Source organism: Rouxiella silvae, assembly GCF_002093625.1.
In the GTDB taxonomy this organism is placed as follows: domain Bacteria; phylum Pseudomonadota; class Gammaproteobacteria; order Enterobacterales; family Enterobacteriaceae; genus Rouxiella; species Rouxiella silvae.
Genome location: NZ_MRWD01000002.1, coordinates 14,957 through 29,918, shown reverse-complemented (window position 1 = coordinate 29,918; position 14,962 = coordinate 14,957). Strand labels below are relative to the sequence as shown.

Sequence of the window (14,962 nt, the reverse complement as noted above, 5' to 3'; positions counted from 1 at the left end):
TCAATTAAAAGGTTTCAGATCAACACGTGCCATCATCGCCGCTAACTGTGGGCGATCGGTGACACCAACATTGCTTTGGCTCACTGCCAGTGCCGCTACGGCGGTTGCCAGGCGCAGCGTGTGCTCGCTTGATTCGCGCATCAGCAATCCATAAATCAGTCCGCCCACCATTGAATCACCCGCACCTACGGTGCTGACAACTTCACAGGCTGGGGGCTTGGCAATCCAGGCACCGGAGGCGTTAACCCACAGCGCACCTTCAGCCCCCAGGGAGATAACCACGTGGGCGATCCCCTGGTCACGAAGAGCATGAGCCGCCTCAACGACGTCACTTAAATCGTTAAACTTGCGTCCAGCCCAAATCTCCAGTTCACGGCGATTTGGTTTAACCAACCAAGGTGCGGCTTTTAATCCGGCAACCAGCGCTTCACGGCTGCTGTCGAAAATAATGCACGGACACAGGCTGCGTAGGCGAGTCATCCAGTCGGTAAACGCCTGCGGGTCAACGCCTGCTGGCAGACTGCCGCACACGGCTACCATGTCGAACTGTCCTAGCCAACTCAGGGAATCATTAACAAAACGCTCCCAGTCCTGCGGGGTGACTTCAAATCCAGAGAAGTTGAAATCGCTGACTTCACCGTCTTTTTCAGTCAGTTTTACGTTGATGCGGGTACGGCCTTCTACTACCTGAAAACGATTGGCTATGCCCAGACTGCTGAACAGGTGCTGAAAGCCGTCCTGATTCTCTTTACCCAGAAAACCCCCAACGGTGACGTCGATGCCCAAATCTTTAAGCACTTTGGCAACGTTGATCCCTTTACCGGCGGCGTGCAGCCCAGCCGTTTGAACCAGGTTAACTTCACCCTTTTCGATTTCAGGGCAAAATCCCACCAGATCATAAGCAGGATTTAAGGTGATTGTTGCTACTCGACGGCTCATGCGCCCTCCCCGAGTCCTTCGGCAACCGCTTCGCCGATAGATTTCAATGCTAATTCAGCGTCTTCACCGCTGGCGGTAAAGCGCAGGCGATGTCCTTTTTTAACGCCCAGCGCCACGACTTTCATCAGGCTACGACCGTTGGCAGGTTTACCGCTGCCGTCGAGGTTGGTTACGGTAATATCGCTGTTGAACTGCTTGATGCAGTTAACCAGCGCCGTACCCGGACGAGCGTGAAGGCCATGCTCATTTCGAATGACGTATTCCGCCGTCAGCACTTCACTTTGCTCTTCTACTTCACTGGTCAGCAAAGCGAGAATGCCCACCGGATCGGCGGTGAGTAAACGATCGGCCTTGCCAGACTTCAGCAAATCACCGAGGTAGTTCAGCATGTTCAGTGGTTGATCATCGCTCACGGCAACGGTCAGCAGCAGCGCCACTTTTTGACCTTCGCTTTCGAAAGCGTTGGCAGCACGGCTTACGACAGCGGCGTTGCCCACGTTGCCAATAACGCTGTCGCTCAACCAGATACCCTGGCCGAGGTTCATCGGTTTACGGCTGATAACGTCGCTAACGAAAGCAGTATCAACGGCGCCAATTTGCTGTAGACGACCGGCGTTCAGAGCTTGCAGGGTAATCAGGCTGTCGGCCGCCACGTCCACTGCAATGAGTTGAGGGTCAAAGCGAAATTCAGCGGCGGTTTTTTCGCCCATCAGCAGACTGCGAAGTTCTTCTGCAGAATCCGTTTTTGCCAGCTGTTCAGCAACGCTTTCATCGCTGAGGACGTGGGTCAGCTGACGCAAGAGTGACAGATGCTCGTCTGAGCGCGCAGCAATGCCGATAACAATGTAAGCCTTCTGGTCGTCACCCCATGCAATGCCCTGCGGGAATTGGAATACTTGAACACCGGTGCTCAATACCAAGTCGCGCGTATCAGTTGTGCCGTGTGGGATGGCAATGCCATTACCCAAATAGGTTGAGGTTTGCAGCTCTCGGGCCAGCATTCCGTCTACATAACCTTCGCCTACGCGACCTGCTGCAGTAAGCGCAGCCGCCACTTGACGAATAGCTTCTTCTTTAGTGCCTGCGGCTGCGCCCAGGTGAATGTCTTGCTGTGACAACTGGAACATAATTCTCCTCTCCTGCTGAACTTGAATCGTTTCAGCTTTAATGAGAAAAAAGGAGCGTCGTCGGGTTAAATTTAATAACACAACAACGCTGAAACGTTTCAATCAGTCTCAATCTGCGCCGCTTATTTTGCAAGCATTGCGTGTTTTGGCGTTGCATTTTTATGATGCTACGCACATTTTCCCATTTTTAACTTTTATGAAGGCAATCCTGTCGGGAAAAAGCTGAAGCTGAGCTGACAGGCAAGCATCATCAGGCTGAAGCTTGCTGTACGTAGTGTAGTCTCTTCCTTACTTTTAGCATCCCGTGCGCTTTATGGCGTTCTTGGTTCAACGGCATTGAAACAGCAGGGTTTTGACGATCAAAACGGATGTTTATTAATTAAAACAGGCGTAAAATCCGCGCAAAATTTGTCCTTCTGTTTCCCCATTGTTCTGGTACAAGCCTAAAATGACAGTCTCTAGCACTTCCGCGCGTCGCCTTCGCCTGCCCGACATGACCTCGAGCGCTTTTTTGATTATTGCGTTTCTGACGGGCATCGCCGGTGCGCTGCAAACCCCGACCTTAAGCCTGTTTTTAAGCACCGAAGTCAAGGTTTCACCGTTTATGGTTGGGCTGTTTTTTACCGGCAGTGCGGTAATGGGGATTTTCGTTAGTCAGTTTCTTGGCACGTGGTCTGATAAAAAAGGCGACAGGAAAACGCTGATTCTTTTCTGCTGCATTCTCGGCGCGTTGGGCTGTGTACTGTTTGCCTTTAACCGCAGCTATTTTCTGTTACTGCTGGTCGGCGTATTGCTCTCAAGCTTTGGTTCTACCGCGAACCCACAGATGTTTGCCCTTGCTCGCGAGCACGCCGACAAAACCGGTCGTGAAGCTGTGATGTTCAGCTCAATACTGCGCGCACAGGTATCGTTGGCCTGGGTTGTCGGCCCGCCGCTGGCCTTTGCGCTGGCGCTAGGTTTCGGCTTTACCTTTATGTACTGTGCCGCTGCGGTGGCGTTTTTGCTCTGCGGGCTCATGGTGCGCTCTTTTCTACCGTCCATGCCGAAGGCGGTATTAACCGGCACCGCAACGTTACAAGCACCGCGTAATAACCGTCGCGATACGTTAATGCTGTTTGTCGCCTGTTCGCTGATGTGGGCGGCCAACAGTATTTATCTGATTAATATGCCGCTGTACGTGGTGAAAGAACTGCACCTGCCCTCAAAGCTGGCGGGTATGCTGATGGGCAGCGCGGCCTGCCTTGAGATCCCCACCATGCTGATTGCCGGGTATCTGGCAAAACAGCTGGGCAAGCGCCTGCTGATGCGTTTTGCGGTCGTCAGCGGAGTAATTTTTTATGCCAGCCTACTGTTTTTCACCGGCACGGCAGCACTGATTGCCATCCAATTACTGAACGCACTGTTTATCGGCGTTTTAGCCGGCATCGGGATGCTTTATTTTCAGGATTTGATGCCAGGACAGGCGGGTGCGGCAACCACATTATTCACCAACTCCACCCGCGTCGGCTGGATATTGGCCGGTTCAATTGCTGGATTAGTCGCCCAGTTTGCCAACTATTACGCGGTGTTTTACGCCGCGCTGGCGATGGTGGTGATTGCAGTGGCCTGTATTTGGCGTATTAAGGAGCCACTACAGGGTCCAGTTCACCCCGTTGAAACGCAAAAAGTGACTTAACGTTTATATTTATGGGATCACTTTCCCGCGCACGATCACTTTGCCTGATTTGCTGTCGTTGTCAGTCACGCGGCGAACGGCCAAATTAAGCGCCTGCCAGGCTATTTCCTGCAAATCATGTGATATGCAGGGAAAGTGGAAGCCGTAGATCCCTGCATGGGAGACCTCGTCGATGCTAAACAGTGAGACGCCCTTCATCAATTTCAGCTTATGTTCGATGCAGGCCTTGATAATTCCCATAGAAATCTGGTTATTACAGCCAACGAAGTAGTCCGGTGGTGCATTGTTGGCCAGCCAGCGGCTGGTCTCCTGCCAGGCTGCATCCATAAAGAAATCCGCATGCAGCACTTCTAACGAAGCCACTTTGCCCTGCAGTGCAGCCTGCAATCCCGTTACCCTCTCGCGTGCAACGTTGGAGTTTTCCGGTCCAGAGACTACCACGACGCGCTGCGCTTTTTGTTCTAACAACCAGCGACCGGCCTGTAAACCACAATCCAGATTATCGATGTATACCCCGCTGCAATGGCTAGAATCGAGTTCGCGGTCCACCAGCACAATCGGAATGTTTAGCGTCTCAAGACGATTAAGATATACAGGATGGTAGTGATGATCGTTAGAGATAACCGACAGAATGATGGCGTCAACGTTATAGCCAATCAATTTGTCGATAATGCGGTTTTCAGTTTCCTGAGATTCGTAGGAGTCGAATACCAGCGTGTCATAACCCATCTTCTGCGCTTCCAGCGTCATTAGGCGCGTTAACCCGCCGAAAAAAGGATTGGCCATATCTGGATTGACAATACCAATGGTCTTGCTACTTTTAGCCCGCAGGTTGCGCGCGGCAGCGTTGACCACATAACCGAGCTGTTCTGCCGTCTCACGAATACGTTGCAGCGTTTCCGGATGCACTTTATCCGGTTGTGAAAACGCCCGTGAGGCGGTAATTTTACTGACATTCGCTTGTGCGGCAACGCTTGCCAGCGTTGCCTTCTTTCCCCGCCCCACAGCCAAGTGCGACTCCTTAGTTAAAGCAATCATTTTGTATCATTTTTGAATCATGACAGATTTGTTGTCGCGATGCTAACGCTGTTTACCCCCTCCAGACGATTGACGCGCGAGTCGGTAAAAATATCCAGCTCATCGCGACTCTCGGAAGAGAATTCAGACACTACAGCCCCTTGATCTCCCGCCTGGAACCAATGACGCGTATTTGGCGCAATAGTGTATTGCTCACCGGCGCGCAGAAGAATGTAGCGCGTGCAGGTATACCAGGCCTCGCTCCCTTCGGGGACTTCACATGTCACCTCTCCACTCGCATCATTGAGGGTCAGATTTTCATCGTCGACAAACAGATAAACCTCTCCCCAGCGGCAGCGGAAAGTCTCCTGCTTACCGGGCGTACCGGCAAACGGCGGATGCAGATGTTCTGGGCAAGTCTGACGTGGGAACAGCACCAGTTCTTTCGCACAGTAGCGCGATGAGTTGACATAGGTTAAAAGCTGCAGGCCGGACGCCGGATAATCTGGTAGACCAAATGTCGCTATTTCAATACGTTGCTGTTCATCCTCGGTCAAGACAATCTCAGCCTGCTTCAGGAAATGTAAAGTGCGCTTTACTGCTTCTGTTGATGTAGTCATCGTGCCCTCTGCGTAATTAACGGTATCGATATCATTTAACCTGCCTTACCCCACATCATTCCGTGATCTCCATCGCTAATAGTATTTACAACAACCTACACTTGTTCACATATGTACAAAAATTTAACCAACATCACAGTTTTCCCGCCTTAATTGATTCAGGATTGGCCCATCAAATGATATCGATACCATTAAAATGACTTCAAAGGAATTCAGATGAAAGCATTAGTTTTGGCAGAAGCTGGGAAAATCGCGATTGAAGACAGAGACTTTAATGACGTACTCGGCGACAACGATGTGCAGATTAAAATTCATTCTGTGGGTATTTGCGGCAGTGACGTGCATTACTATCAGCATGGTCGAATTGGACCTTTCGTGGTGAAAGCGCCGATGGTGCTAGGCCATGAAGCCTCGGGTGTGGTGTTGGCAGTGGGTAACGCCGTGACTCATCTCGAAGTCGGCGATCGCGTGTGCATGGAGCCTGGGATACCTGATCTCAACTCGGCCCAAACCCGTGCTGGTATCTACAATCTCGATCCCGCTGTCCGTTTTTGGGCCACTCCGCCGGTGCATGGCTGCCTGCGCGAAACAGTGGTTCACCCTGCCGCGTTTACCTTCAAATTGCCTGATAACGTCAGTTTTGCCGAAGGCGCAATGGTCGAGCCGCTGGCTATCGGCATGCACGCCGCGACTAAAGCTGGAATTAAACCGGGAGACATCGCACTGGTGATTGGCGCGGGCCCTATCGGGGTGGTCACGGCGCTGGCCGCGCTGGCCGGTGGCTGTTCGGATGTGATCATCTGTGACCTGTTTGACGAAAAACTGGCGGTGGCGGCCAATTATGAAGGCCTGCATGCGGTCAATATCAAAACCGGCAATCTGCCCGATAAAGTGTCTGCACTGACCAGCGGTAACGGCGTGGATCTCGTGTTTGAGTGCAGCGGTGCAAAACCGGCGATCGCCACACTGGCAGAACACGCTGCGCCGGGTGCTACCGCGGTACTGATTGGTATGCCCATCGACGTAGCGCCGATGGATATCGTTGCCGCACAGGCGAAAGAAATCACCTTTAAGACGATTTTCCGCTACGCCAACATGTATCCACGCACCTTACGGCTGCTCAGCAGTGGCAAACTACGCGTTCAGCCTCTAATAAGCCAAACCTACAAATTTGTCGACAGTGTTGCCGCGTTCGAGCGTGCCGCCGCAGGACATGCCTCTGACATCAAGATTATGTTGGAAATGGAGTGAATGTATGACGCTCTATGCGGGCATTGACTGCGGTACACAAGGCACCAAAGTGGTGATTGTCGATAGTAAACAGGGTGTTATCCTCGGTGAGGGCAATGCCGCTCACCGTATTATCAGCGACTCCAACGGGCGTCGCGAACAGGAAGCCGCGTGGTGGATTGACGCGCTGGTTGAGGCATTCCACCAGGCAATCTCTCAGGCAGGCATCAATGCGCAGGAGATAAAAGCCGTCGGTGTTTCCGGCCAACAGCACGGTTTTGTGCCGCTGGATGAACAAGGCAACGTGCTGCACAGCGTGAAATTGTGGTGTGATACTGAAACTACCGCCGAAAATGACGCCCTGCTTCAGCAGTTGGGGGGCGTGCAAGGATCGCTGGATAAACTCGGCCTAATGGTGGCAACCGGCTACACAGCCTCGAAGATCCTCTGGTTCAAGAAACATCATCCACAATTATGGGCGCGCCTGCACACGGTGCTACTGCCCCACGATTATCTTAACTATTGGCTAACCGGCGAGCGCGTTACCGAATATGGTGACGCCTCCGGCACCGGTTTGCTCAACGTTCGCCTGCGTGAGTGGGACCGCAAAACCGTTGACCTGATAGACAACAGCGGCCGGTTATGGAACGCCCTGCCTGCGCTGAAAAATGCCGAGAGTTGTATTGGTACGCTGCGTCCAGAAGCCGCTGCAAGGCTGGGTCTCTCTGTTGCTACCCGCGTGTCGACCGGCGGCGGCGACAACATGATGGCCGCCATCGGATCCGGCAATATCGCGCCGGGTATCGTTACGATGAGCTTAGGCACCTCGGGAACCTTGTTTACCTGCTCTAATGAACCCGTCGTAGCGCAATCAGAAACCATTGCAGGCTTCTGCTCCAGCAACAACGGCTGGTTGCCGCTTATCTGCACCATGAATGTCACCTCGGCAACCATGTCAGTACAAACGCTATTAGAGGAAGATCTTAGCGGATTTAACACTCTGCTGGCGCAGGCTTCTCCCGGCGCAGGCGGCGTAGAAATGCTGCCCTTCTTCAACGGAGAGCGCGTGCCGCCATTGCCCCAGGCTCGTGCCAGCCTGCACAACCTCGACAGTGATAATTTTACCCGCGCCAATCTGTGTATGGCGGTAGTTGAAAGTGCCACTTACGGGCTGCGTTACGCCATTGAACTCTTCCGTCAGCAGGGCATAGAGATAAACGAGATCCGTTTGACCGGAGGCGGCGCTCGGAGCGCACGCTGGCGGCAAATTGTGGCGGACGTGATGGGCTGTCCAGTGGTGTGTCTGAGCATAAAAGAGACGGCGGCGCTTGGCGGTGCTATTCAGGCAATGTGGGCCACAACCTTGGCAGACAATCCTAAACAAGACAGCAAGACACTGTTAGCTGAACTTTGTCAGCACTTTGTTTCGTTGGATGCCAAAACGCACACTCGCCCAGACGCAGCTCGGCAGACGCAGTACAAGCTGCTTTATCAGCGTTATCTGCAACGCCTTCAACACACTTATCCGGAGGTGCAACTGTGACGCGCGATCCGCACACACAACAACCCGCTTATCTGCTGGAAGTCACCGGGGTTAAAAAAGCCTTCGGTCCGGTCGTGGCGCTAAAGAATGCCGAGTTCTGCCTGCGCCGTGGATCTATCCACGCACTGTGCGGCGGTAACGGCGCCGGGAAATCTACTTTCCTCAGCATTTTGATGGGTTTTATCAAACCTGACGGCGGCGACATTTTTATCAACGGTGAAAGGTGTGAATTTAATCATCCGAGTGATGCCTTAAAAGCCGGAGTTGCCATCGTGCAGCAGGAATTGAGCGCTATCCCCGACCTGACGGTTGCGGAGAATATTTGGCTCGGCCGCGAACCAAGGCGCTTTGGCTTTGTGGACTTCGCTACCCTTAATCAGCGCACCACTCTGCTGCTGCAAGAGCTTGATTTTCACATTAACGCGACAGAGAAGATGCGAAACCTGAGCGTCGCCGAGCAGCAGCTTGTCGAGATAGCTAAAGCGCTGTCACACGCCAATGCCGACATCATCATTATGGATGAACCGACGTCGGCAATTGGCGAGGAAGACGCGCAGAAAATCTTTCAAACCATCAAACGGCTGGCGGAGAAAGGCAAAGGAATTATTTATGTCTCCCACCGACTGTCGGAAATTTTTCAGATAGCGGACAGCTACACCATCTTCCGTGACGGTGCCTACATCCATGAGGGCTACCTTGCCGACATTACCCGAGAGCAATTGATTGAGCACATTATTGGCGGCGAGTACGACAGTGAGTTTGCCAAGTTCAACAAGCCCAGCGAAGACGTGATGATGGAGGTAAAAAACCTCTGCTGGCGCAACAAAATCAAAGATATCAGCCTGCACCTCAAACGTGGAGAAATTTTGGGCATTTATGGCCTGGTTGGCTCTGGGCGCACCGAATTTCTCGACCTGGTATTTGGTATCCAGCATGCCGACAGCGGCACCCTTCGTATTGGTGATAAAACGCTTGCTCGCCACTCGCCAAAAGAGGCCATCGGTTGCGGACTGGCCTACGTCACGGAAGATCGCAAAGCGACGGGTCTGGTGCTGTGCCGTTCGGTAAGCGAGAACATCAATATCTCGTCATTTGCAAACATAAGCCGCGCCGGCTTTATCAACAATAAGCAGGAGCAGGCTCGCACTCGCGAAATGATTAAACGGTTTAACGTCAAAACCCCTGATGGAGAACAGTTGGTCGGTAATCTCAGCGGCGGAAATCAGCAAAAGGTGGTACTCGGACGCTGGGCATTACTTGAGCCTGAGGTACTGCTGTTGGATGAACCCACACGCGGCATCGACGTGGGTGCAAAGAAAGAGATCTATCGCTTCATGTCAGAATTCGCCCTGAAAAATAAGGGAATTATTATGGTGTCATCTGAACTGGCGGAAATAATTGGTATGAGCGACCGTATTCTGGTGTTCCGCAACGGTCAGCTCGCTGGGGAGTTATCAGCGGCAAATGCGACCCAGGCCGAACTGATGAAGCTAGCGGTTTAACAGAGAGATAAAAAAATGAGTGCTACCCATTCTTTAACACCAAAGATTTCATTTTTGACCCGTAATAAACGCCGCATGCATAAATACGGCATCATCATCGCCTTCTTCGTACTGTGCCTGATTGTGGCGCTGACCGGCGAGTATCAAGTGGCTCAAGGTGCCTGGAGCAACAACTATTTCCTCAGCAATGAAAACATGTTGATCGTTCTGCGCCAGGTATCGATCAACGGCATCCTCGCGATCGGCATGACCTTTGTCATTATCACCGCCGGGGTGGACCTGTCGGTCGGATCGGTTCTGGCATTGAGCGGCATCGTCGCGGCGCGCTTTGCCACAAATAATGCAGGACTGGCTATAGGCAGCACGGCAACGGCGGTCATGATGCCGCTTATCGTCGCATTGGGTATCGGCATCGTCTGCGGGCTTATCAATGGCACTGTATTAGCCCGTTATCGCCTACAGCCGTTTATTGTCACCATGGGAATGCTCTCGGCAGCGCGTGGATTGACCCTGCTGACCACTGATGGGAATCCGGTTTCACAGCTCAACAGCGATTTCCGCTGGTTGGGTAATGGCTATATTGCCAGCGTTCCGGTGCCAGTCATCATCTTTATTATCCTGTTTGGCCTCGCCTGGATACTGTTGAACAAAACCCTCTTTGGCCGCTACATCTATGCCGTGGGCGGAAACCCGAAAAGTGCCCACACCTCCGGCATCAACGTTATCCGCATTAAAGTGCTGGTCTATACCCTTTGCGGCGCGCTGGCAGGCATCGCGGGACTGATTCTTACCGCGCGTACCGGTTCTGCACAGACCAATGCCGGCGCAGGCTATGAGCTGGACGCCATTGCCGCCGTGGTAATTGGCGGCACCAGCATGGCGGGCGGCGTCGGCACCATGGTCGGCACGTTCTTTGGCGTGCTGATTATTGGTGTGATGAATAATGGCCTCGACCTGCTCGGCGTACAGTCGTATTACCAGCAGATCATTAAAGGCGCATTGATTGTAGTGGCTGTATTGCTCGACCCTTCGCGTAAACAACAGCGCGATTAATAAACCCAAGCGCGATTAATAAACCTAAAACTACCCTACCAGGAGAACATAATGAAAATGACAAAAATTGCATTGCTCGCCTCGGCAATGATGATAGGAAGCATGGCGGTCGCTCAAGCGGCACCGATAAAAATTGCGGTACTGATGTACGGTAACAAAGCCGAATTTGTGCAACTGATGGAAAGATATGCCAAAGAGCATCCGGCGGTCAAAAGCGGCGAAGCCGTGCTGACTTTCTACGATGGGCGCTACGATGCGTCAGTTCAGAACGATCAGGCCGCCACTGCCATACAAACTCGGGCCGATGCGATTATCGTCAATCCGCTGGATTACGAAGCGAACGTTGATATCGTCACTAACGCCAACGATGCCAAAATCCCGGTGGTAGTGACCAACGCCCGTCTTCACACCGATGCCATGACGTCCGAAGTCGTCTCAAATGATGAGCTTGGCGGCTATCTGGAAGCCAAATCCGTGCTGGATAGACTCGACTGCAAAACGCATAAAGTGAATGTTGTTATCCTCGAAGGTCCGAAAGGCGGCAGCGGCGAGATTCAGCGTGGCAAAGGTAATGATAAAGCCATCGCCGAATGTGGCCCAGGTCAGGTCACCGTGCTTGAGCGTAAAACGGCTAACTGGTCACGTGCTGAGGCACAACCGTTAATGGAAAACTGGTTGCAAAAACACCGTGGTAAAATCAACGGTGTGATTGGTCAGAACGATGAAATGGCACTGGGCGCCATTGAAGCGATTAAAGGTGCGGGTCTGAATGTGAAAGATTTCGCGATTGCCGGAGTGGACGGCGTTTCTGATGCTATTCATGCGGTACAGGCTGGCGAAATGGTGTCCATTCTGCAAGATGCCAAAGCGCAAATGCAGGGTGCTATCGACGTCGCGCTGCGTGCGGTGAAAGGCAGCAGTTATCAGCCGCAGTCTGACATCTGGAAGCAGTATGCAAAAGATTTGCAGTGGGACGGCGGTACACAAAAACACTACTTCATCCCGTGGACCACAGTGACGACAGAAAACGCACAACAACTGTTAGACGCGCGTAAATAATTACCCGCCCTTCTCCTCTGCCGGTCAACGTCGGAGGAGGAGGTAGACCTTAGGTAAGTTAAGTCAGAGATACCTGTTCGAAACGCTGTAGCATCGCCAACGCCAAACCCTGAGCAGGATTAAGCCTTTCTGCCACAAAGGTAATCTGCGTACGGCTAAAGGGAAAAGTTAGCGTAAATTGCCGTGTCGCCGACAGAGTATTGTCGACGAATGAAGGATGAATATTATACGGACAATCAATCAGTAATGTCTTCGGGTTGACCAAGTGCACTATCTGGCTAAGCGCCTTGCCTAACAGGCGGCCTGATGCCGCCATTACCTCATCGACAATCTCTGCAGATTGCTGACGCGTGTCCCAGCTTAATCCCGGCTGGCGCTGTTCCAACTGGCGGTTAATCGCCGAAAGACCAATCAGCGATTCCAGACACCCCGGCTGTCCGCATGAACACAGCGGCCCTTCAGGTAAGACAGAGAGATGACCCACCTCGCCCGCCGTCCAACTGCCCCCGGAATAAACCCCGTGTTCAGTCAGTAGCGCGCCACCGATGCCCTCGCCAATGCGCAAATAAAAGCAGGCAGCATGCTCACTGGCTATTTCGCCCTCGCGGGCAATAAGCGCCGCCGCCTTCACATTGTTCCAAACGCTCACCGGAACCGAGCCAGCACAGGTTAACAAAGGAAGCAGGCTGACTTCTCCCCAACCAAGGTGCGATGAGATGTGCAAAATACCCTGCTGCTGGTCAATAATGCCGGGGAAACCCACCCCAATACCTACCAAGTCCGGCCAGTCCAGAAGCAACTGCCGACAGTGGTGCATTATTTCGCTCAGTACGGCCTGAGGATTAGACGTATCAAGCGTAAGGGTTTTTTCATCGATGATTTGCGAGAAAAAATCACAAACCATCCAGTGCAGGCGGTGACGTTCAATCATGATACCGGCGGCTTTAATTGCCGAGGGTTTCAGCGCCACGTGAATTTTAGGTCGTCCGATGCTGTTAGTTTGTACCACGCCCTGCTCTTCCACATAGCCCAGCGCAAGCAGGTCATCAACTATCAGGGAAATAGTGTTTTTGCTTAACGCCAGCGCGCGTGAAATATCCAGACGAGAACTGATTTTCTGCTGGCGGAGATAGGCCAACACACGTTTTTCATTATACTGGCGCAGCAGCGCGGGTCCTTTGCCTGGGTCTTTCATGTCATGACTTTCCATCGCTCTTTGCCTTAGCATTGCATTATTACATGACACCGGATCCGCAGGTCAAACTATTCACCGCGCCAGACTTCAGCCCCTTGTTTGTAGGTTGCCACCAGTTGAAGCGTATTCCCCTCCCCTGACCGTAACATAATGGCATCCAACGGTGCACCGACTGCAAGCCCCTGTTGAACGGGCAGATTCAGGCTTAATGCCGGACGAATTGAAGCCATATCAATCGCCTCCGCCAAGGGAACAATCGCGTTTTTAACCAGTGTATTGACGCCGTGCAATAGCCCCTGCACCGATCCAGCCAGCAGCGCGGGATTGTTTGCCATCGACAGCCTGCCTTCGGCACTTAATACCACCTCACCGCCGATGTGCGAATGATAACAACCCGGCGGCATACCGGCGTGGCTGGTGACATCACTGACCAGCATCGCGCGCCCATTTTTGGCACGGATAAAAACTTTCAGCACCGACAGTGGTAAATGTTCCCCATCGGCAATCATTGCGCACCAGAGGTCGTCCTGCGCCAACTGCTCCCAAATATAGTTGGGATGGCGAGGCAATGTCAGATGCGTACCGTTGCCAAGATGCGTGGACATTCGCGCCCCCGCCTCAACAGCCGAAGCGATTTGCGCGGCGCTGGCGGCCGTATGCCCAATGGATACCACGATGTTATCGGCGACGCACTGGCGAATAAAATCATCCGCCTGCGGCCATTCCGGGGACAGCGTAATTAAACGAACACGCCCCTGAGCGGCTTTCTGCCACTGCTGAAACAACGCCCAATCAGGGGCTTTAATATGGGCAAGCGCATGTGCGCCTCGCGGACCCTCCTGCGACGATAAAAAAGGCCCTTCAAGATGAATACCGGCAACAGATTGTTCAACAGCCGGAAACTGCTGACAGGCGCGCGCCAGCGTTACCACCATCTGTTCAATTTCATGTCCGTCATTGGTAATAACCGTTGGCAAAAAGGTCGTTACGCCCTGCTGCCACATAGCCCGCGTCACCTGCTCGACCGACTCTTCGGCGAAAGGATACGTATTGAAGTCAACGCCACCGAAGCCATTGACCTGCAAGTCCACCAGCCCCGGCGCAATAAATAGCAGGTTTTTTTCCTCAGCTATTGGGTGTATATGGCTGATAACGCCTTGATGCGCGGTGATTTCAATCGGCTGCTTACTGCGGTAATCCCTGCCACGCAAGGTTATCTTATGCATTCTCCAACTCTCCAAAACCCTCGATATCGGTATAAAGGGTGCAGGAAGGATGCGTGCGTAACACCGTGGCAGGACAGGCAACCGACTGCGGCGCGGTCAGCGTTTGCGCAATCGCCCAGTGCTTATTTTTTCCTGGCACCATGCAAAACAGACGCCCCGCGGCCATCAGGGTTGGAATCGTTAGCGTCAGTGCGTGCGTCGGAACGGCATCAAACGTTGCAAAACACCCGTCGTTTACTTGCTGTTGTCGACATATCGCGTCAAGTTCGACCACTTTCATCAGCTTATCGTCATTAAAATCAGCCACCGGCGGATCGTTAAAAGCCAAATGACCATTCTCGCCAATCCCCAGGCAGACCATGTCTATCGGTGCCTGTTGCAGCAGGTTGGCGTATTGCGCGCACAGCTGCTGGAGATCACCTGAGGGCGGGATCTTGTGAACGACGCCCGGCCTGACTTTATCGAACAAATGCTCGGTCAGATACTGACTGAACAGAGCGGGAGAAGTGGCGGGCAATCCGACATACTCATCCATATGAAAAGCCTCTACCCGTTCCCAGTCGATATCGTCTGCCTGGACGAGATGCGCCAAAAACTCGTTTTGCGACGGGGCGGCAGCAAAAATAATCCGCACCTTTTTTTGCTGCGCCAACCGTTGCCGCAAATGTTGAGCGGCATCGGCGGCAGCGGATTGCCCCATCTCCTGTCGAGTTCCAAAAACTTCTACATTCAGGCGATTGGCTCGTCGCGTATAACGTGGTGATATCATATATTAA

General features: G+C 52.8%; 13 protein-coding genes. 6 read left to right on the top strand and 7 right to left on the bottom strand.

All coding sequences use genetic code 11. The features are described from left to right. Together fruK and fruB are read right to left on the bottom strand one after the other, a co-directional pair. Entirely contained in the window at positions 1-939 is a 939-nt protein-coding gene (gene fruK / locus BS639_RS01205; protein WP_055783287.1) for a 1-phosphofructokinase, read from the bottom strand. After that, positions 936-2,066, bottom strand: a complete 1,131-nt coding sequence (fruB, locus tag BS639_RS01200; RefSeq protein ID WP_084982022.1) for a fused PTS fructose transporter subunit IIA/HPr protein — start codon at positions 2,064-2,066, stop codon at positions 936-938. The genes fruK and fruB overlap by 4 nt, the downstream gene beginning before the upstream one ends. A gap of 448 nt (positions 2,067-2,514) precedes the next feature. On the opposite strand from fruB, the gene BS639_RS01190 reads away from it, so the two are divergent. Then, positions 2,515-3,741, top strand: a complete 1,227-nt coding sequence (locus BS639_RS01190) for a sugar efflux transporter (protein ID WP_084982020.1) — start codon at positions 2,515-2,517, stop codon at positions 3,739-3,741. A 9-nt stretch (positions 3,742-3,750) separates the two neighbouring features. On the opposite strand, the gene BS639_RS01185 is transcribed toward BS639_RS01190, so the two are convergent. Together BS639_RS01185 and BS639_RS01180 are read right to left on the bottom strand one after the other, a co-directional pair. Continuing rightward, positions 3,751-4,752, bottom strand: coding sequence for a LacI family DNA-binding transcriptional regulator (locus tag BS639_RS01185; protein ID WP_084982099.1), 1,002 nt, complete (start codon positions 4,750-4,752; stop codon positions 3,751-3,753). A gap of 44 nt (positions 4,753-4,796) precedes the next feature. Further along, entirely contained in the window at positions 4,797-5,378 is a 582-nt protein-coding gene (locus BS639_RS01180; protein WP_084982019.1) for a D-lyxose/D-mannose family sugar isomerase, read from the bottom strand. A 216-nt stretch (positions 5,379-5,594) separates the two neighbouring features. On the opposite strand from BS639_RS01180, the gene BS639_RS01175 reads away from it, so the two are divergent. The 5 genes from BS639_RS01175 to BS639_RS01155 all read left to right on the top strand — a co-directional run bounded on the left by BS639_RS01175 (position 5,595) and on the right by BS639_RS01155 (position 11,765). After that, complete coding sequence (locus tag BS639_RS01175) at positions 5,595-6,629, top strand: NAD(P)-dependent alcohol dehydrogenase (RefSeq protein WP_084982018.1); 1,035 nt, start codon at positions 5,595-5,597, stop codon at positions 6,627-6,629. A gap of 4 nt (positions 6,630-6,633) precedes the next feature. Continuing rightward, positions 6,634-8,151, top strand: a complete 1,518-nt coding sequence (gene xylB / locus BS639_RS01170; protein WP_084982017.1) for a xylulokinase — start codon at positions 6,634-6,636, stop codon at positions 8,149-8,151. Beyond that, complete coding sequence (locus BS639_RS01165) at positions 8,148-9,653, top strand: sugar ABC transporter ATP-binding protein (protein ID WP_055783266.1); 1,506 nt, start codon at positions 8,148-8,150, stop codon at positions 9,651-9,653. Before xylB ends, BS639_RS01165 begins: the two co-directional genes overlap by 4 nt. Positions 9,654-9,728: 75 nt before the next feature. Further along, the gene (locus BS639_RS01160) at positions 9,729-10,706 is read left to right on the top strand and encodes an ABC transporter permease (RefSeq protein ID WP_407690296.1); all 978 of its coding nucleotides are present in this window, start codon (positions 9,729-9,731) and stop codon (positions 10,704-10,706) included. 51 nt (positions 10,707-10,757) lie between these two features. Next, entirely contained in the window at positions 10,758-11,765 is a 1,008-nt protein-coding gene (locus BS639_RS01155; protein WP_084982016.1) for a substrate-binding domain-containing protein, read from the top strand. A gap of 58 nt (positions 11,766-11,823) precedes the next feature. Here BS639_RS01155 and BS639_RS01150 read toward each other — a convergent pair whose 3' ends face one another. The 3 genes from BS639_RS01150 to BS639_RS01140 are packed head-to-tail and all read right to left on the bottom strand — an operon-like array spanning position 11,824 to position 14,955. After that, entirely contained in the window at positions 11,824-12,975 is a 1,152-nt protein-coding gene (locus tag BS639_RS01150) for an ROK family transcriptional regulator (protein WP_233427601.1), read from the bottom strand. 53 nt (positions 12,976-13,028) lie between these two features. Continuing rightward, positions 13,029-14,186 (bottom strand): N-acetylglucosamine-6-phosphate deacetylase, encoded by a 1,158-nt coding sequence (locus tag BS639_RS01145; RefSeq protein ID WP_084982015.1) that lies wholly within the window; start codon positions 14,184-14,186, stop codon positions 13,029-13,031. After that, entirely contained in the window at positions 14,179-14,955 is a 777-nt protein-coding gene (locus BS639_RS01140; protein ID WP_084982014.1) for a glucosamine-6-phosphate deaminase, read from the bottom strand. The genes BS639_RS01145 and BS639_RS01140 overlap by 8 nt, the downstream gene beginning before the upstream one ends. Positions 14,956-14,962: the final 7 nt, after the last annotated feature.